21 protein-coding genes are annotated in these 17,086 nt (G+C 34.1%); 13 read left to right on the plus strand and 8 right to left on the minus strand.

The annotated features are described in order from the left end of the window. Positions 1-13: 13 nt before the first annotated feature. Positions 14-730 carry a DUF3822 family protein gene (locus ABEG63_RS16145; RefSeq protein WP_312391276.1) on the plus strand — a complete coding sequence of 239 codons (717 nt, stop codon included), beginning with the start codon at positions 14-16 and terminating at the stop codon, positions 728-730. 72 nt (positions 731-802) lie between these two features. Continuing rightward, a complete protein-coding gene (locus ABEG63_RS16150) occupies positions 803-1,381 on the plus strand; it encodes an RsmD family RNA methyltransferase (RefSeq protein ID WP_346586217.1) in 579 nt (192 codons plus the stop codon). Here ABEG63_RS16150 and ABEG63_RS16155 read toward each other — a convergent pair whose 3' ends face one another. Further along, the gene (locus ABEG63_RS16155) at positions 1,382-1,735 is read right to left on the minus strand and encodes a winged helix-turn-helix transcriptional regulator (RefSeq protein WP_346586219.1); all 354 of its coding nucleotides are present in this window, start codon (positions 1,733-1,735) and stop codon (positions 1,382-1,384) included. It abuts the gene before it with no gap. 84 nt (positions 1,736-1,819) lie between these two features. Here ABEG63_RS16155 and ABEG63_RS16160 point away from each other — a divergent pair, with 84 nt between their 5' ends. Together ABEG63_RS16160 and ABEG63_RS16165 are read left to right on the plus strand one after the other, a co-directional pair. Next, positions 1,820-1,987, plus strand: coding sequence for a nitroreductase family protein (locus ABEG63_RS16160; protein ID WP_346586221.1), 168 nt, complete (start codon positions 1,820-1,822; stop codon positions 1,985-1,987). Positions 1,988-2,051: 64 nt separating this feature from the next. Beyond that, positions 2,052-2,423: an NAD(P)H-dependent oxidoreductase gene (locus ABEG63_RS16165; protein WP_346586224.1), complete on the plus strand. Its 372-nt coding sequence runs from the start codon at positions 2,052-2,054 to the stop codon at positions 2,421-2,423. A gap of 39 nt (positions 2,424-2,462) precedes the next feature. On the opposite strand, the gene murI is transcribed toward ABEG63_RS16165, so the two are convergent. From murI to ABEG63_RS16190, 5 genes are all read right to left on the minus strand, one after another. Then, entirely contained in the window at positions 2,463-3,293 is an 831-nt protein-coding gene (gene murI / locus ABEG63_RS16170) for a glutamate racemase (RefSeq protein ID WP_267404289.1), read from the minus strand. Positions 3,294-3,403: 110 nt separating this feature from the next. Beyond that, on the minus strand, positions 3,404-4,528 hold the full coding sequence (gene hemW / locus ABEG63_RS16175) for a radical SAM family heme chaperone HemW (RefSeq protein ID WP_346586225.1): 1,125 nt from the start codon (positions 4,526-4,528) through the stop codon (positions 3,404-3,406). A gap of 50 nt (positions 4,529-4,578) precedes the next feature. Further along, a complete protein-coding gene (locus ABEG63_RS16180) occupies positions 4,579-5,529 on the minus strand; it encodes a PorP/SprF family type IX secretion system membrane protein (RefSeq protein WP_267404291.1) in 951 nt (316 codons plus the stop codon). Positions 5,530-5,580: 51 nt separating this feature from the next. Beyond that, the gene (locus ABEG63_RS16185) at positions 5,581-6,654 is read right to left on the minus strand and encodes an RluA family pseudouridine synthase (protein ID WP_346586227.1); all 1,074 of its coding nucleotides are present in this window, start codon (positions 6,652-6,654) and stop codon (positions 5,581-5,583) included. Between the two features lie 73 nt (positions 6,655-6,727). Continuing rightward, the gene (locus ABEG63_RS16190) at positions 6,728-7,801 is read right to left on the minus strand and encodes a PASTA domain-containing protein (protein ID WP_346586229.1); all 1,074 of its coding nucleotides are present in this window, start codon (positions 7,799-7,801) and stop codon (positions 6,728-6,730) included. Positions 7,802-7,957: 156 nt separating this feature from the next. On the opposite strand from ABEG63_RS16190, the gene ABEG63_RS16195 reads away from it, so the two are divergent. The 4 genes from ABEG63_RS16195 to ABEG63_RS16210 all read left to right on the plus strand — a co-directional run bounded on the left by ABEG63_RS16195 (position 7,958) and on the right by ABEG63_RS16210 (position 10,564). Further along, positions 7,958-8,944: a D-alanine--D-alanine ligase gene (locus tag ABEG63_RS16195; protein WP_346586231.1), complete on the plus strand. Its 987-nt coding sequence runs from the start codon at positions 7,958-7,960 to the stop codon at positions 8,942-8,944. Positions 8,945-9,025: 81 nt separating this feature from the next. Then, positions 9,026-9,484: a pantetheine-phosphate adenylyltransferase gene (gene coaD, locus ABEG63_RS16200; protein WP_267404299.1), complete on the plus strand. Its 459-nt coding sequence runs from the start codon at positions 9,026-9,028 to the stop codon at positions 9,482-9,484. 42 nt (positions 9,485-9,526) lie between these two features. After that, the gene (locus ABEG63_RS16205) at positions 9,527-9,889 is read left to right on the plus strand and encodes a four helix bundle protein (protein ID WP_346586233.1); all 363 of its coding nucleotides are present in this window, start codon (positions 9,527-9,529) and stop codon (positions 9,887-9,889) included. Positions 9,890-9,928: 39 nt separating this feature from the next. Continuing rightward, positions 9,929-10,564: a trimeric intracellular cation channel family protein gene (locus tag ABEG63_RS16210; protein ID WP_346586235.1), complete on the plus strand. Its 636-nt coding sequence runs from the start codon at positions 9,929-9,931 to the stop codon at positions 10,562-10,564. Positions 10,565-10,721: 157 nt separating this feature from the next. Here the strand turns inward: ABEG63_RS16210 and ABEG63_RS16215 are convergent, their stop codons facing one another. Next, complete coding sequence (locus tag ABEG63_RS16215) at positions 10,722-11,291, minus strand: DUF2892 domain-containing protein (RefSeq protein ID WP_267404305.1); 570 nt, start codon at positions 11,289-11,291, stop codon at positions 10,722-10,724. A gap of 104 nt (positions 11,292-11,395) precedes the next feature. Further along, positions 11,396-11,881 (minus strand): dihydrofolate reductase, encoded by a 486-nt coding sequence (locus ABEG63_RS16220; RefSeq protein WP_267404307.1) that lies wholly within the window; start codon positions 11,879-11,881, stop codon positions 11,396-11,398. Positions 11,882-11,953: 72 nt separating this feature from the next. Between ABEG63_RS16220 and ABEG63_RS16225 the strand changes: the two genes are divergently transcribed. The 5 genes from ABEG63_RS16225 to ABEG63_RS16245 all read left to right on the plus strand — a co-directional run bounded on the left by ABEG63_RS16225 (position 11,954) and on the right by ABEG63_RS16245 (position 16,563). Next, positions 11,954-12,562, plus strand: a complete 609-nt coding sequence (locus ABEG63_RS16225) for a LemA family protein (protein ID WP_267404309.1) — start codon at positions 11,954-11,956, stop codon at positions 12,560-12,562. Beyond that, complete coding sequence (locus ABEG63_RS16230) at positions 12,562-12,993, plus strand: TPM domain-containing protein (protein ID WP_346586237.1); 432 nt, start codon at positions 12,562-12,564, stop codon at positions 12,991-12,993. Before ABEG63_RS16225 ends, ABEG63_RS16230 begins: the two co-directional genes overlap by 1 nt. Further along, complete coding sequence (locus tag ABEG63_RS16235; RefSeq protein WP_346586239.1) at positions 12,974-13,780, plus strand: TPM domain-containing protein; 807 nt, start codon at positions 12,974-12,976, stop codon at positions 13,778-13,780. The genes ABEG63_RS16230 and ABEG63_RS16235 overlap by 20 nt, the downstream gene beginning before the upstream one ends. A gap of 377 nt (positions 13,781-14,157) precedes the next feature. Continuing rightward, complete coding sequence (locus ABEG63_RS16240; protein WP_267404315.1) at positions 14,158-14,679, plus strand: NAD(P)H-dependent oxidoreductase; 522 nt, start codon at positions 14,158-14,160, stop codon at positions 14,677-14,679. Positions 14,680-14,685: 6 nt separating this feature from the next. After that, positions 14,686-16,563, plus strand: coding sequence for a monovalent cation:proton antiporter-2 (CPA2) family protein (locus tag ABEG63_RS16245; RefSeq protein ID WP_346586241.1), 1,878 nt, complete (start codon positions 14,686-14,688; stop codon positions 16,561-16,563). Positions 16,564-17,086: the final 523 nt, after the last annotated feature.

The following is a 17,086-nucleotide window of genomic DNA, read 5'->3' on the forward strand; positions in this document are numbered from 1 at the left end:
CAGGAATTGAAATATGAACGTACTTAATTTACTTTTTACCAAAGACGGATTAATCTACCAAATCGTAAAGAACAAAAACGTTTTGGAGGAAAAATCTTACTTTGTAGACGAAGAAACGCCGGAAAATTTTATTTCTAATCAATTAGAAGAAGTTTTAATTAAACAGAGATTCGATGAAATTTCTGTGATTTCTGCTTTAAATCATTTTACACTAATGCCTGAAGGTTTTTCGGAGCATGAAGCTGGTTTTGATTTAATCTCTTTTAATGCACCTGTGGATAAAGAGAATGAAGAATTAATGCTTTCGGTAAATAAGAAGTTTAAAATTCAGTTTTATTACACTTTTCCAAAAGATTTTTACAAGAAAATAAAAGAATTGGCGATTCCGGTTCATTTTAATTTCTCAGGTGAAAAGTTTTTAAATTCTATCAATAATAAGAATAATAAGGAAATTCACATTAATCTTTATCATAATCAATGTGAGTTTTTCGCCATCGACAATCAAAAAATTATCTTATATAACAATCTGGACATCAACTCCGAGGTGGATTTTCTTTATTTTGTGATGTTTACTTTAAGTAAAATAGGTTTCGGAATTAATGAAACCAACTTTTTCGCTTACGGAGAAACCACTGAAAATGAAACCTTTATTTCAGAATTACAAAAATTTGTAAAGAATCTGAAAATTGTATTTGATAATCTTCCTAATAAAAATTTTATATTAAACTAGGTCGCAGGTAACAGATGATAGGTCTTAGTTCCTAGCCTGCAACCTATGACCTACAATCTAACAACTAAAAACATGTACAGAATAATCTCAGGCAAATGGAAAGCCAAGAAAATAGCCGCTCCGAAAAATTTTGATGTAAGGCCAACAACCGATTTTGCGAAAGAAGCGCTGTTCAGTATTTTAGAAAACACTTACGATATGCAGTCGATTTCTGTGCTGGATCTTTTTGCAGGAATTGGCTCTATTTCGTTTGAATTTGCTTCAAGAGGCTGTCAGGATGTAACTTCTGTGGAAATGAATCCGAAACATACGGCATTTTTAAACACCACCGCTTCTGAATTAGGATTTAATTTACAAGTAAATGTGCAGCGTGGTGATGTATTTGATTGGTTAAAGAAATTCAGAAATAAAAAGTCTTTTGAGATCGTATTTTCTGATGCTCCTTTCGAAATGGAAGAGAAAAAATACCACGAACTGATCTCTTTGGTTTTGAACAACAAATACCTGAAAGAAAACGGAATTCTTGTGGTGGAACACCAAAGCAGAATGAAATTTGATCATCCGAATCTAACAGATACCAGAAAATACGGAAATGTGAGTTTCAGTTTTTTTGAGCCAAACAAAGAAGAAACTCCAGAAATAACAGAATAATCAAGGGACATCCTTGATTATTTTTTTTGATATTTTATCAGCTCCTCTTCCCCATTCGGTAATCAGTTCTAATACAGGAATTAAGGTGTTTCCAAACTCTGTTAACGTATATTCCACCATCAAAGGTGGCTTTTCCATATATACTTTTCTATTGATTACATTATCCTCTTCCAATTGTTTTAATTGAAGACTTAACGTTCGTTCTGTAATCGTAGGAATCAGTTTTCTCAGCTCATTGTATCTTTTAGCGCCATCCATCAAGTGAACTAAAATTACCGCTTTCCATTTTCCACCTATAAATTTCATGGTCACACTTGTGCAGCATGGGTAAGATTTATTGTCTATCGTATACATTTTTATACTATCATTTTTTACCGTTATTGCAAATGTATTAAACTTAAATTAGTTTTGCAACTATAAAAAATATAGTTTAAAATTATGAGCTTTTTAGAAAAAATGAAATCGCGATATACCGTTAAAAAGTATAATCCACAGGGAATCATCAGTGAAGAAAAAATTCAGCAGTTGAAAGAAATTTTGCAATTAAGTCCATCTTCTATCAACAGCCAGCCTTGGAACTTTGTTTTTGTAAAACAGCCATTCTGAACTCAGGGAACAATTAGCAGAAGCGTCTTACTGGAATAAAGAAAAAGTATTAGACAGCAGCCATTTGGTAGTATTTCGAGTATTAAAAAATCCTGAAGATTTTGAAAAACAGATCGAAGGAAATTTGCCGGAAGGTTCTATTAATTATTATAAAAATTTTGTAAAATCAAAAGGAAATGATGCCGTTAAATCATGGTTGAAACATCAGGTTTATCTATTGTTAGGCGTTTTCCTGTCTGCTTGTGCAGAAATGGGAATCGATTCTACCCCAATGGAAGGTATTGAAAATGCTCAATATGACCTTATTCTCAATAATAAAAATTACGAAACATTATTTGCAGTAAGCATCGGCGAAAGATCTGAACAAGATAGTAATCAACCTAAAATTACTCCAAAATCACGATTGAAAAGTGAAACTGTAATTCTGGAAGTATAATACAAAGAAAAAGCTGTTTCGTGATGAAACAGCTTTTATTTATAAAACTTTTAATTCTAAATCTATAGTCTTGCCAAAGAATTTTTTAGATATCTTTTCAAAGTTTTTGGTTAAATCTGAGAGATAAAAATGATAATTCGGTTTATGATTAGCTTCGTTCAGCAAACAATATTTATCCAGAATAATCTTCAAATGATTCGCTACAATATTCGGAGAGTCTATGACGCGAACACGATTTCCGTAATATTGTTTGATTTCATCAATCAATAAAGGATAATGAGTGCAACCTAAAATCAAGGTCTCAATATTCTTCAATTTACTATTACTCAAATAATTATAGATAATTGCATGCGTAATCGGATGATTTTTAAATCCTTCTTCAATCGCCGGAACCAAAAGAGGAGTCGCTAGTTCATCCACTTTAATCCACTTATTATGCTTGCGGATACTTTTCTTATATAAACCCGAATTTACCGTGGCTTTCGTCGCGATAACTCCAACATTATTATGAATTTCATAAGAAACTTTTTCAGCAACAGGATTAATTACATCGATGACAGGAACTTTACCGCCAACAGATTGCATCACTTCGTTCAAAGCGTTTGCCGTAGCCGTATTACACGCAATCACAATGGCTTTACAGTTTTGTTCCAACAAAAAATTTGTAATCTTTGTAGAGTATTCTATGATCGCTTCTTTAGATTTTTCACCGTAAGGAAGGTGTTTTGTATCTCCAAAATAAATTAAATCTTCATTCGGAAGAAGCCTTTTTATTTCTTTAGCCACCGTTAAACCTCCTACCCCACTATCAAAAATACCGATAGGTTGATTGGCCGACAGATGCGAATAGTCTTTCTTTTTAGTTTTCAAAATGATGTTGAAATTTTACACAAAAATAGTGAAATTGTTGGATGCTGGATGCTGGATGCTGGAAGTTTTTCACAAACTGCTCTTCAATCTTTAGGTTTCAGACTTCCAACCTAAACCATAAACAAATCCGAAGCAATTCCGTCTGCCATAAACCAATGTTTTTCAGGAATCTTGAGATGATCTTTTTCAATGATTAAAATTCCTTCTTCAAATTTAGCTTTAATTTCACGTCTAAAATGATCCAGAATTTTTTCAGAAAATTTATTATTTAAATTTTGTAAATCAACACCCCAAATTGTTCTTAAACCAATCATAATCATCTCATTAAACTGATCTTCCTGAGAAAGCAGTTCTTCTTCTTTGGCTAAGAGATTTGAGTTTAATTTTTTAATATATTGCTGATTATTGGCTACATTCCAGCTTCTTACATCAAAACCATTGTAAGAATGTGCAGAAGGGCCAATTCCTAAATATTCATTGTATTTCCAATAAGCAGAATTGTGTCTCGAATAAAAATCGGGTTTAGCAAAATTGGAAACTTCGTAATGTTGAAAGCCGTTATCTTTCAGAAAATCTGACAAATAATAGAATTCTTTATTCTGCTCTTCTTCTTTCGGACTGATAATTTTTCCTTTGGAGATCCAATTTTCTAATGCCGTTTTGGGCTCAACCGTTAAGGCATACGAAGAAATATGTGGAACTTCGAGCTCAATTGTTTTATTTAAGTTTTCTTTCCAGATTTCCAGATTGGAAGTTGGCGAACCGTAAATAAGATCAATACTCAAGTTTTCAAAACCAAAGTCCTGCGCTCTTTTGATGGAACCTTCTGCTTCTGAAGCAGTGTGCGCGCGATTCATCAACTTTAAATCTTCTTCAAAAAAACTTTGAGTTCCGATAGAAAGTCGATTTATTGGTGAATTTGATAATCCTTTTAAAAAATTTTTATCCAAATCATCCGGATTGGCTTCGAGCGTAATTTCAATATCATTATTAAAACTGAAATATTTCAACACTTCATCAACCAAAGAATTGATTTCATCCGAAGAAAGTATGGAAGGAGTTCCGCCACCAAAGTAAAGCGACTGTAAATTTATGTTCTGTAATTCATCTTTTCGAAGAAAAATTTCCTTCTTCATGGCAGCCAACATTTCATCTTTAAAATTTAAAGATGTTGAAAAGTGAAAATTACAATAGCTGCACTTTTGTTTACAGAACGGAATGTGAATATAAATCATAAAAAAAGCCCTGAAAAAATCAGAGCTCAAATTTATTTAAATTAAATTGATTAATATCTATATCCTCTACGATTAATGAAGTTATCGAAGTTATATCCAAGACCAATCATGAAAGAGTTACCTCCATATTCCTGAATATCAGACATTCCGATGTTATAAGTAGCTCCAACCATAAATTTGTTGAATCTTACTTTCACAACCGGAGCAATCTGTAACTGCTGGCTATCAAATCTGTTCTGAACAGATCTGTAGCTAAATCCTGCTGAGAAAGAGTTGATATCATTAAAGAACGTTGCCATTAGGTTTAAATCCATTGTTCTTGTAGAGTTCGTATTCAAGTTGATTAATGCAGATGGGGTGAAATACATATTATCTCCTACATGCCAATCATATCCTAAGTTTAAGAAAAACTTAATTGGAGAAGGCTCACGACCGTTTACGATAGATTCGTCATTTGTTAAAGCGATATCGTTAACCGAAACGTTTGCAAAGATATTATGGTAAGTTGCTGCTAAACCGAAGTTGGCATAGGCCATAAATATATTCTGCTCATTACCTTGCAACAAAGGATCGTAAGCATCATTTGTATTAAGTTTTGTATAATCAATATTCATGTTATAAAGACTCACACTTGTACCGAAAGAGAACTGATCTTTTCTGTCTCCTTCACTACTAAGAGGAATAAAATATGAAGCACCAGCTGTAATACCACCAGCAGAAATAGGCCCTCCCGCATCTCTGAATATCGAAATACCAGCACCTACTCTATCGAAAATATTGGCATTTAGCCCGATAGATTGTACGTTTGGAGACTCACTAAATTCTATAAATTGTTTTTGATAATTGAGGTTGAGCTGAACATTATCTGTTTTACCGTATTGTGCAGGGTTGAACAGGAACTCACCATCCAGAAGATATTGCTGATAATATGGTAATGTTTCTTGTGCTTTGTATGCATTTGACAAAAGAGCCAAACACACTATAGCATATAGTTTTCTCATAACAAATCTTGATTTCAATTCAACAAATATAAAAAAATTCTCAATATATTTTTAGTTTTCTAAATAATTTCTCCATTTTTTTACAGCATCCGCCATATCTTTCGGCATTGGGCTCTCAAAATACAATTCCTTTTTGGTCGTTGGATGAATAAATCCTAAAGTATGTGCATGCAAGGCATGTCGCGGCAGAATTTCGAATACATTTTTTATAAACTGCTTATACTTAGGAAGATTCACTCCACGGAGAGGTGTATGGCCTTCATATCTTTCATCATTAAATAGCGTATGACCGATGTGTTTAAAGTGAGCTCGAATTTGATGTGTTCTTCCTGTTTCCAATTTACACTCCACCCAAGTCATGTATTTAAATCTTTCTAAAACTTTGTAATGCGTTACAGCATGTTTTCCCTGGCTTCCGTCTTCATAGGTATGCATCTGCATTCTATTTTTCGGATGGCGCCCGATATGCCCTCTAATGGTACCTTCCTCATCCTGCACATTTCCCCAAACAAAGGCCCAATATAATCTTCTGGTTTTTCTGTCGAAAAATTGTTTAGCTAAAAAGCTTAGTGCATATTCATTCTTGGCAATCACCAATAATCCGGAAGTATCTTTATCAATTCTGTGAACCAATCCTACTCTGTCTAAATCAGATTTTGCACCGTTTTGTTCGAAATGATAAGCCAGTGCATTCACCAAAGTCCCATCCCAATTTCCAAATCCAGGATGAACTACCATTCCCGGTTCTTTATCTACAACGATTAAATCATCATCTTCGTATACTATATTAATAGGAATATTCTGAGGAATGATAACATTTTCTCTCGGAGGATGCGCCAATAATACCGAAATCTGATCTCCCGGCTTTACGCGGTAATTCTGTTTTACCGGAATTCCGTTTACAACAACATTTCCGGCTCTGCAGGTTTGTGAAATTTTATTTCGTGAAGAATTTTGTCTGAAAATCAATAAAAATTTATCAATTCTTAAAGGTTCCTGACTTTTATCAACCGTGATATTAAGATGCTCATACAATCCCTTATTTTCCTCATCAATATCAAGATTATCGATATTGTTGGATTCTAATAATTCTTCATCTAAAAAATCTTCGTTATCTTCTGACATTATATTATTCTTTTATACAAAAGGCTTCAACATAATTAAAGTTGAAGCCCATATTCTTTATAATAAGTGTGTATTATTCTACAACTACTTTCTTAGCTTTTGGCTTTTCTGCAGGTTGAGTCGTTGCAGGTTTGCTATTACTTCCTGAATTTGATGTAGCTGGCTTAGGTTTATTCTCCGAAGAAGAAGTTGCTGGCTTGGAAGCCGAACTTACAGGTTTTGGAGTTGTTTCAGTTTTTACGGGTTCCGGCTTAGGCACTTCTCTCTTTGGTGCAGGCGGAGCTTCGTAAACAGGCTCAGAATGCATAGGAATTTCTTCATATTGCACCGGAGGTAATGCTGTATCTACTTTCATACGATACATAGAATTAAGCTGATTAATTTTAGCCTGTAATTCCGCAGGAGTTTTCTTACTCGCCCAAAGATCCATCTGCATTCCCTGATCTCTCACATCTCCCGACGCAGGATCCTGATAATAAATAATATCAGATTCATCTTTTCCGCCATCTTCATGATCTACCAATCCTACTTCAAATAAGCTTCTTGCAATTACCGTTCTCGCTTCTTTTACTGTAAGCCCCACAACATTAGGAATAGAAATATTTCTCATAGGTCCAGAACCTACCACAACATCAATGGTTGAGAATCTAGGAATCAAAGTTCCCGGTTTCACAGCATTTCCTTTGAATAACATTCTGATGATCGCATCTTTCTGAATACTTGGTTCAAAAATAGTGTCACCCACTTTCAGACCAACCTGATCCAATCGTTGGAATGCCAATCCTGAATATTTATTAATAACATCCGGAACAGCAACTTTCGCCCAAGTTCTCGGATTTACTTTTAATACAATCGTTCTTCCATCTTTCACCCTTGAACCCGGTGAAGGATATACTTGAAGAACCTGAAATGGTCTGTATTTAGGATCATATTTAAAACTATCAACTTCATATTCCAAGCCAGAATCGTCTAATATTTTGATCGCTTCATGTACAGATTTATTGATAACATTAGGAACAGGTGTTTCCTGACCATGTTTCGTATGATACTCCAACCAACGAAATGTAAGCCAAACCAACCCCACGAAAACCCCGATGGCTACAACTAAGTTCAGTAAAACTTTCCAATTGAAAAGTGATTTAAGCATACTTAAAAATACTTTAATTATAACGGCAAATATAGCTAATAATTTTAGAATGTGCTTTTTATTTAACACATTTCATTTCCTATTTTAAAATTTCGGAATTTCCAGTATTGCATTATATAAAATGATTAAATTTGCCTTAATTGATACTATATGGTTATGAGCAAAAAAAGTGTTGCCGTAGTAATGGGAGGCTATTCAGACGAATATGTGGTGTCCCTGAAAAGCGGTCAATTAATCTATGATTCTTTAGACAGAGATCTGTATAATGTATATAAAGTGGTCATCCTGAAAGACGAGTGGTATTTTTTAGATGAAAACGACCAGAAATATGCCATTAATAAAGGAGATTTTTCGGTAACATTAGATAATGGTGAAACGTTAAAATTCGATGTTTGCTTTAATATTATCCACGGAACTCCAGGAGAAAACGGAATTCTTCAAGCCTATTGGGATGCCATCGGACAAAAATATACAGGATGCGATTTCTACCAAAGTGCTTTAACCTTCAATAAAAAAGATACATTAGCGGTATTGTCAAAGTATGGAATTCCTTCTGCGAAAAGCGTGTATTTGAGAAAAGGTGAAGAGATAAATACAGATGAAATTATCGAAAATCTTGGCTTGCCGGTTTTTGTAAAACCAAATCAATCGGGTTCATCTCTGGGAATTTCAAAAGTAAAAGAAAAATCTGAATTACTGGCTGCGACTGAAGTTGCCTTCAAAGAAGATGATGAAATTTTAATTGAAAGCTTTTTAGACGGAATGGAAGTTTCGGTTGGAGTAATCGATTATAAAGGAGAAACTATTGTCTTGGGAATCACAGAGATTGTTCCTCAAAATGAATTTTTCGATTATGAAGCAAAATACGAAGGAGCTTCCGAAGAAATTACCCCTGCAAGAATTGATGATGAAACAAGAATTCGCGTAGAAGAGATCTCCAAAAGAGCCTATAATTCTCTTGGAATGAGCGGATTTTCAAGAAGTGAATTTATCTTAATGAATGGAATTCCTTATATGTTGGAAATGAATACCAACCCTGGTTTCTCTCCGGCAAGTATTCTTCCGCAACAAGCAAAAATTTACGGAATCTCCATCACCGACCTTTGTGGAAACGAGGTTGAAAAAGCGTTAAACAAAAAATAATTTTTAAAAGTTAGAGATTAGAAGTTAGATTTTACACAAAATTCATAACTCAAAAACTCTTAATTTATAACTTTATAAGATATGAAAATTGCTGTTTTCCCGGGTTCATTCGATCCCATTACTTTAGGTCATTATGATATTATCGAAAGAGCGGCACCTCTTTTTGATAAACTAATTATCGCCATCGGACAAAATTCTCAAAAAAAATATATGTTCCCTTTGGAAAAAAGAATGGAGTTTATTCAAAATTCTGTTGCTGAATTTCCCAATGTGGAAGTTGATTATTTTGAAGGCTTAACGGTAGATTACTGTTTTGAAAAAAATGCACAGTACATCATCCGAGGTCTTAGAAATCCGGCTGATTTTGAATTTGAAAAAGCCATCGCTCACACCAACAGAACGTTAGCTCATAAAAAACTGGAAACGGTATTTTTATTAACCTCATCCGGAAAATCTTTCATCAGCAGTAGCATTGTGAGAGAAATCTTAAACCACGGAGGTGAATATGAATTATTGGTTCCGGATTCGGTAAGAGTCTAATAATTAGCAATAAGTAATGGGTAATGAGTAATTTTTACAGCGATGGATTTTAATCAAATATTTAGAGATAGAACTAAAAAATTTTCAGTCTCTATTATAAAATCTTTGTCACCATTACCCTATTCTGATGATCTTTCAATCATTAGAAAACAAATTATAAGGTCTGCAACTTCAGTTGCTGCCAATTACCGAGCTGTTTCAAGAGTAAGATCTGAAAAAGAAAGATTTGCAAAACTTTGTATTGTGGTTGAGGAAATTGATGAAACCCAACTTTGGCTTGAAATAATTGAAGAATTAGAATATCTAAATAAAGAAAAAATTCTACATTTAAAACTGGAATGTGAAGAATTAGTAAAAGTAATGACAAAATATAAATTTAAGTTATCTCAAAATTCAACGTCATAATTTTCATTACTCATTGCCAATTACTTATTATTTATCATTATGCACGAACAGTTCAATTTTGCCATAGAAGTTCTCGGAACCATTTCCTTTTCGATGTCGGGAAGTTTTGCAGCGATGCAAAAACGTCTTGATCCGTTTGGGGTGCTTATTATTGCCTTTGTAACTTCTGTGGGCGGCGGAACGGTAAGAGATCTTTTATTGGATATTCCGGTTTTCTGGATGCATGATCTGCTAACCTGTGCGGTTATTATTCTCACCAGTATCTTCACCATGATTTTTAAATCTTTTGAGAAAAATTTTCAGGTGACTTTATTTATTTTTGATAGTTTCGGGCTGGGATTATTTACCATTATCGGAATTCAAAAAGGATTGAATGCCGATATCCATCCTTTAATATGTATTGGTTTGGGAACTATAACAGGGTGTTTCGGAGGTATTATTCGGGATATTTTGTTGAATAGAATTCCGTTGATCTTCAGAAAAGAAATTTACGCAACAGCTTGTATTGTGGGCGGATCTTCCTTTTTATTATTAACAAAATTCACACATCTTTCCTACACAGTAATACAGATTTTCACCATTTTACTAATCGTTGCAATCCGGACATTCGCTGTGAAATACCATTGGCAAATCCCCAAATTCTATGGTTACGAACATAATAATTCTGAAATGTAATTTTAAACTTAACCATTAAGATTTACTTAAGAAATTAACAATATTTAAGTTGCTTTACAAATTAAACTTAGCTCCTTAAATAAATCTTAATGTTTCAAAAATAAAAAATGCACCTGATTTTTCAAGTGCATTTATATTTTTAGTTCAAAACTCTCAATTAAAAGAATTTCCCTCTGTTTCTCATATTCGGATTGTGCATATGTTTCTGCATCGTTGGCATTTTCAACTGATCTTTCATCATTTTGATTTGATCTGTCATCATTCCCGCGCTGTCCAATCTTTTCGCTTCTTCCAACAATTTTTGGCCTTCCTGCTTTCTTCCTTTTGAAATCGCTGCCGCTGCAAGGTTTAATGTTGCCATCGCTCTGTCATGCTTCATGTTCAGGCCATATTCCAATGCTTTTTTCATTAATGGCTCCACTTTTGTAGGATGATCCTGTGCCTGAGTTAACCCCAACAAATAATGAAAATATCCATATTGAGATTTATGAAGCTGAGCTTGGTAATTGGTAATTTTTGTTAACCATTCCGCTGCTTTTTCCATATTTTGTTTTCTCAACTGCCAGAAAGCCAAAAGAATATATTCATTTTTAAAGAAAAGTAAAATTGGCGATGATGCTAAAAGGAAAATAACAATTCCCCATCCTAAGCTCCTTGTAAAGATCATCATATAAAGTCCTAAAAGTATAAGAACCGCTGCAATTACAATTTTTATGTATTTATTCATTATTAAATTTTAGAAGTGCAAAGATAAGAAATTTAAGATTCTTAGTTTATGGTTCAAGGTCTAAAGTTTAATGTTCTTCAACTTTGAACTAAAAACTTTAAACATTAAATTTTTTCATAGGTTTGAAAATAAAAATCATATTGGTTTTTTTCATCTTTTTCGTGGAAAACTTCATTCGTTTTCTTCCAGATTTTCGCGTCGATTTTCGGAAAATAAGTATCTGCTTCCAAATCCGCTTTTACTAAAGTGACTTCTAATTTATCCACAATCTCCATCGTTTGTTGATAAATATTTCCTCCACCAATTACGAAAACTTCTTCATCAATCTTTTTAGCAAATTTTAGAGCTTCTTTTAAACTCCCAACGATAAGAATTCCTTCTTCAAACCAGTCTTTTTTTCTGGAAACAACAATATTGGTTCTGTTAGGAAGTGGTTTTCCGATGCTTTCATACGTTTTTCTACCCATAATAATCGGATGTCCCGAAGTAAGGTCTTTAAAATGTTTTAAATCTTTCGGAAGATGCCAAAGCAACTGATTATTAAAACCAATTTCATTTTTCTCTCCCATTGCCACCACTATTGTTGTCATTCAAATAATTTTCTGCAAAATTAGCACATAATTTGTATATTTGATTAGCACAAGAAATTAAAAATTTAAACTATGAAAAACAAGGGCTGTTTGAGCGCCGGAACCATCGGCATTGCTCTTCTTATTATTGTTGCCTTACTATTCTTCTGGGGAAAAAGTGGCTATAACAATTTTGTCACCAAAGAACAGAATGTCAATACAAAATGGTCTAACGTAGAAACCGTATATCAAAAAAGAGCCAACCTTATTCCGAATCTGGAAAGAACAGTAAAAGCCTATTCAAAATTTGAACAGGAAACTTTAACGAAAGTTGTCGAAGCGCGTTCTAAAGCAAGTTCTGTAAATGTAGACCCTACCAATATGACGGAGCAGGATATTGCAAGATTCCAAGCAGCGCAAGGAGAATTATCCGGAGCTTTAAACAGATTGATGGTGGTTGTTGAAAAATATCCTGATCTAAAAGCAGATCAACAGTATATCAATTTCCAAAGAGAATATATTGCGATTGAAAATAGCATCAGAACAGAAACGGTATATTATAACGGAGCTGTTCAGGATTATAATACTTCGATCAAAACTTTCCCAAATAATATTTTGGCGAATTTTACCAACTTTAAAGAAAAACCTTTATTCAAAGCCGAAGCAGGAGCCAATAAAGCCCCTGAAGTATTCTCAGAATAATGAACAACAGATTTTTGACAAATCAGCAGATAGCTTCCCTTGTGGAAGCTATTCAATCCGCAGAGGAACATTCTTCAGGCGAAATAAGAGTGCATATTGATTCTAATACGGAAAATGACAATGCTAAAACGGCGTTTGAAGTTTTCAAAGAGCTCTGCATGAATAAAACAGCTGAAAGAAATGCCGTTCTTTTTCATGTTAATTTTGATCAAAAATACCTTACCATTATTGGTGATGTGGGAATTCATGAAAAAGTAAACCAATCGTATTGGGATCACCTGCACGACTATATTACGGCTGAATTTGCCAAAGGAAATTACTACGAGGCTTTAAAAAGCGGAATTCTGGAAACTGGTCTGGAACTGAAAAAACATTTTCCTGTAAACGGAGAAAATCCCAATCAATTATCTAATGAAATTACGTTCTCTTAAAATAGTATTTTCATTTTTACTCGTATGCTTTTACAATTTTGTATCAGCACAATACAAGATTCCAGACAAACCGAAAATTCTTTATCCAGTTTATGATGAAGCCGGAATTCTTTCAAAACAGGAAACGGATGCTTTAAACAATAAACTGATCAAATTTGCAGATTCTACCTCAACGGAAATTGAGGTAATTATTATTCCTTCAACCAAAGGAGAAGATGTTAATTTTTTAGCCACCATGTTTGGTGAAAAATGGGGCATCGGAAAAAAAGGAGTCGACAACGGAATTGTTTTTCTGATCGCGACACAGGATTACACCATGTCTATTCAGCCAGGAAGAGCCGTTGAGCCATATTTAACCGCTTCGGTTGCCGGACAGATTTTAGATTACATCGTTACTCCACACTTTAAACAGGGCAGATGGTACGAAGGAATCAATCGCGGAACTTCAACAATGATGGAAGCCGTTCAGGGGAAATTCAAACCTATCGAAAACCCTGATTCCGGTGGCAACGGAAATATTTTAAAAACAATTCTTATAGCATTCATTATTTTTATCATCATCATTATTATTTTTAGAAACAGAGGCGGCGGAAATGGCGGTGGTAATGACGACGATGATGTTATCATCAGTAGACGAGGTCGCAGAAATTATCCCGGAGGATTTTTTCCTTTTCCAGGCAGCTTCGGAGGCGGTGGTTTTGGTGGTGGCAGCTCAGGCGGCGGAGGATTTGGAGGCTTCGGCGGTGGCGGAAGTTTCGGTGGTGGCGGTGCTTCTGGAGGTTGGTAGATATTTTTCTAAAACCAATATACTTTTTTATAAGTCATCAAAAAATTTCTTTAAAAATTTGAACAATTAAGGTTAGAATTAAGGAGTTAAGATTATTTAAGAGATTTCAATGTAGGTCGAAATGAAAACAATGTAATCACTTTACTGAGTGAATCACCTTTTCGAACACAAAGTATTCTCAATTAATTAAAAAAATCTTTTCGGGCTTTGCGTTAAAAACTTGCATTACCAAATATTAAAGAAAAGAAAATATAAAATTCTATTCTTTAATTTATTTTAACATAAATCTTCTCTTTTAATATTAAAAAATTAATAATACCACATAAAAACCAACTTTAATTCAAAAATTTTTCATTATATTTACTGAAAACAGGTTTATGAAGAAGACGTTGGTAGTTTTTGCACACCCTTATTTAGAGCACTCCAATTCCAATGTTGAGCTCATTAATTTCTACGTCCGTCATCAGCATTTTACCCTTCGGGATCTTTATGAAGAATATCCTGACTTTCATATTGCCGCCTTTCGGGAGCGAAAAAGAATCGTTGAATATGAGCGTTTCATTTTTCAATTTCCGCTGATCTGGTTTGGAATGCCTCCCCTTTTACGACTTTGGATAGACGAAGTTTTTGACAGAGACTGGCTCAAAGAAGGGCAATACAACCCTTTGGAAGGCAAAGAAATTCATATTTTGATCACGACCGGCGGCAGAGAAAGATCCTTTACCAAAGACGGAACTTATAAATACACCGTGGAAGAGCTCATTAGTGGATTAATCGTTTCGCTCAATGTTTTTAAAGCCAATATTAAAACCATAAAGATCGTTTACGAGGCCAATAAATTATCAAAAAAAGATATTATTCTTCATAAAAAAGAATTTGCAGAACTTCTCAATCAATAAAAAATTATGGAATCTACTTTAGCAATGAACACTCTGATTTTTCTGGGCGTAGCCATTATTATGGTTCCGCTGGCTAGGAAATTCGGGCTAAGTTCCGTAATCGGATATATTGCCGGAGGAATTATCATTGGGCCTTACGTTCTGCGATTAACGGGAAAAGACGTGAACGATATTATGCACGCCAGCGAATTTGGAGTCATCATGCTTTTATTCTTAGTCGGATTAGAGCTGGAGCCCCGTAAATTCTGGGAAATGCGGAAGAAAATAATCGGGCTGGGGTTAACGCAGATGTTATTAACCATTTCATTACTTTTTGCCGTTTTTATGTGGGCGGGTTGGCGAATCGACAAAGCGGTTGCCGTTGCCATGTGCTTTGCCCTATCTTCCACCGCCATTGTTTTGCAGACTCTACAAGAGAAAAATAATTTAAAGACACTTGCCGGCGAAGCCTCTTTTTCAACACTTTTATTTCAGGATATTGCAGTGATTCCTATCCTTGCTATTCTTCCGATTATTGCGAATTATAAAGCGAGACACAACGATAATAATATTCAGGTTTTAATACAAACCCTTCCCGAATGGTTACAGGCAACCACCGTAATTTTCGGAGTTGTGATTTTAATATTATTGGGAAGATATGTTTTTGTTCCTTTTTTACGATATGTATCAAAATCAGGAATGACAGAACTTTTAACCGCATCTTCTCTATTTCTGGTGATTGGTGTTTCAGAATTAATGGTTTCCATCGGGCTTTCTCCTGCATTAGGCGCTTTCCTTGCAGGTGTAATGCTGGCGAATAGCGAATTTCGGCATGAACTGGAAGCACAGATTGATCCGTTTAAAGGATTATTATTAGCCGTATTCTTCGTAAGCGTAGGCTCAACGATGAATTTTAATGTCATTGCGAAAGATCCTTTATTTATTTTCAGTACGGTATTCGCGGTATTGACAATCAAATTTATTGTTCTATTTGCGATCGGAAAATTTTTCAGGATAGATACCCCTCAAAGTTTATTTTATGCATTTGCGCTTTCTCAGGTGGGAGAATTTGCTTTTGTATTGATAAATTATGCTTCCAGCCTATATCTTTTAAGTTCAGAATTAAATGCTCAAATGATGGCCGTTACCGCGATTACCATGTGCATTACCCCATTTTTATTAATTATTAATGACAAACTGATTACTCCAAAATTCATTAAAGAAGTTCCTGAAAAGGATAATGATTTCAATATTTTAGATAATGATGTTTCGCAAAAGAAAATTATTATTGTGGGGTTCGGGCATTTTGGAAGTACGGTCGGACGTTTGCTCAAGGCAAATAAAATCTCGGCCACCGTTCTGGATAGAGATTCTGACCGTGTAAAACTGTTAAGAAGTTATGGTTTTAAAGTCTATTATGGCGATGCTACCAGAATTCCTATTCTGCGCGCCGCTGGAATTGAAGATGCCGAAATATTAGTTCTTTGCCTGGATGATCCTGCTGATAACAAATTTATTGCAGATTTAGTTCGTGAGCATTATCCAAAAGTGAAAATTTTTGTAAGAGCTAAAAACAGAATTGATGCGTATGATTACCTCAATAATGGAATCAACAATATTTATCGTGAAACTCTGGGAACTGCCGTAGACATGGCGGTTGACGTTCTTCATGAAACCGGAATGCGAAAATATGCAGCCAGACGTTTAGGACAAAGATTTATGACGATTGATAAAGCATCTATCCGAAGATTGGCAAAAGCGAAACATGACGAAGACGAAATCAGGTTATTTACAACAAAAGAAATTCTTCAACGTGAAGAAGAATTATTAGCTTATGATAATTTAAGTTTCGACACCGGAATCGTAGATGATTTTCCAACAGAAGAAGACAATAACGAAAATTAATTCATAATTATTTAAAATTTGATAAAAATCAATAATCGAATACGTTTTTTAATATAATAAATCTATTGCTTTTTTAACAGAATCTCATTTTTCGCGATTATTTTTGCATTACACAAATGTTCTCAAATTCTTTTAAATATTGCAATAGTCTGCTGCTGGTTTTATTTCTGGCATTTATGACTTCAAACATCATCCATTATGAAAAAAATAATGGTAATGTAAAAACATTTCAAAAAAAAGATTCTGAAAACAATACTTATAATTTTGAAAAATATGAACTGAATTCTCAGTTTTCAGATTCTGAAAAGGGTGATGAGGGTTTTGAATATTTTACTTCTCCTATCCTATTTTCGTTAAAAATAAAAACGAATTATTTTTCTCAAAATAGTTCTAATTCCATTTTTTATCGTACAGAATTTAGTAATTCTCTTTGCTTGTACGATCTATTTTGTGAGTGGCGATCTGACTGCTAAAAACTTCTCATTTTACCATTTTTAATGATTTTATCTAATCATTCTCGAAA

This window comes from Chryseobacterium sp. C39-AII1 (assembly GCF_039672645.1).
Classification (GTDB): domain Bacteria; phylum Bacteroidota; class Bacteroidia; order Flavobacteriales; family Weeksellaceae; genus Chryseobacterium.

Coding starts and splice junctions, on each gene's coding strand:
- ABEG63_RS16145 (WP_312391276.1), top strand. CDS start 14: ATGAACGTACTTAATTTACTTTTTACCAAAGACGGATTAATCTACCAA.
- ABEG63_RS16150 (WP_346586217.1), top strand. CDS start 803: ATGTACAGAATAATCTCAGGCAAATGGAAAGCCAAGAAAATAGCCGCT.
- ABEG63_RS16155 (WP_346586219.1), bottom strand. CDS start 1,735: ATGTATACGATAGACAATAAATCTTACCCATGCTGCACAAGTGTGACC.
- ABEG63_RS16160 (WP_346586221.1), top strand. CDS start 1,820: ATGAGCTTTTTAGAAAAAATGAAATCGCGATATACCGTTAAAAAGTAT.
- hemW (WP_346586225.1), bottom strand. CDS start 4,528: ATGATTTATATTCACATTCCGTTCTGTAAACAAAAGTGCAGCTATTGT.
- ABEG63_RS16180 (WP_267404291.1), bottom strand. CDS start 5,529: ATGAGAAAACTATATGCTATAGTGTGTTTGGCTCTTTTGTCAAATGCA.
- ABEG63_RS16185 (WP_346586227.1), bottom strand. CDS start 6,654: ATGTCAGAAGATAACGAAGATTTTTTAGATGAAGAATTATTAGAATCC.
- ABEG63_RS16190 (WP_346586229.1), bottom strand. CDS start 7,801: ATGCTTAAATCACTTTTCAATTGGAAAGTTTTACTGAACTTAGTTGTA.
- ABEG63_RS16195 (WP_346586231.1), top strand. CDS start 7,958: ATGAGCAAAAAAAGTGTTGCCGTAGTAATGGGAGGCTATTCAGACGAA.
- coaD (WP_267404299.1), top strand. CDS start 9,026: ATGAAAATTGCTGTTTTCCCGGGTTCATTCGATCCCATTACTTTAGGT.
- ABEG63_RS16205 (WP_346586233.1), top strand. CDS start 9,527: ATGGATTTTAATCAAATATTTAGAGATAGAACTAAAAAATTTTCAGTC.
- ABEG63_RS16210 (WP_346586235.1), top strand. CDS start 9,929: ATGCACGAACAGTTCAATTTTGCCATAGAAGTTCTCGGAACCATTTCC.
- ABEG63_RS16215 (WP_267404305.1), bottom strand. CDS start 11,291: ATGAATAAATACATAAAAATTGTAATTGCAGCGGTTCTTATACTTTTA.
- ABEG63_RS16220 (WP_267404307.1), bottom strand. CDS start 11,881: ATGACAACAATAGTGGTGGCAATGGGAGAGAAAAATGAAATTGGTTTT.
- ABEG63_RS16225 (WP_267404309.1), top strand. CDS start 11,954: ATGAAAAACAAGGGCTGTTTGAGCGCCGGAACCATCGGCATTGCTCTT.
- ABEG63_RS16230 (WP_346586237.1), top strand. CDS start 12,562: ATGAACAACAGATTTTTGACAAATCAGCAGATAGCTTCCCTTGTGGAA.
- ABEG63_RS16235 (WP_346586239.1), top strand. CDS start 12,974: ATGAAATTACGTTCTCTTAAAATAGTATTTTCATTTTTACTCGTATGC.
- ABEG63_RS16240 (WP_267404315.1), top strand. CDS start 14,158: ATGAAGAAGACGTTGGTAGTTTTTGCACACCCTTATTTAGAGCACTCC.
- ABEG63_RS16245 (WP_346586241.1), top strand. CDS start 14,686: ATGGAATCTACTTTAGCAATGAACACTCTGATTTTTCTGGGCGTAGCC.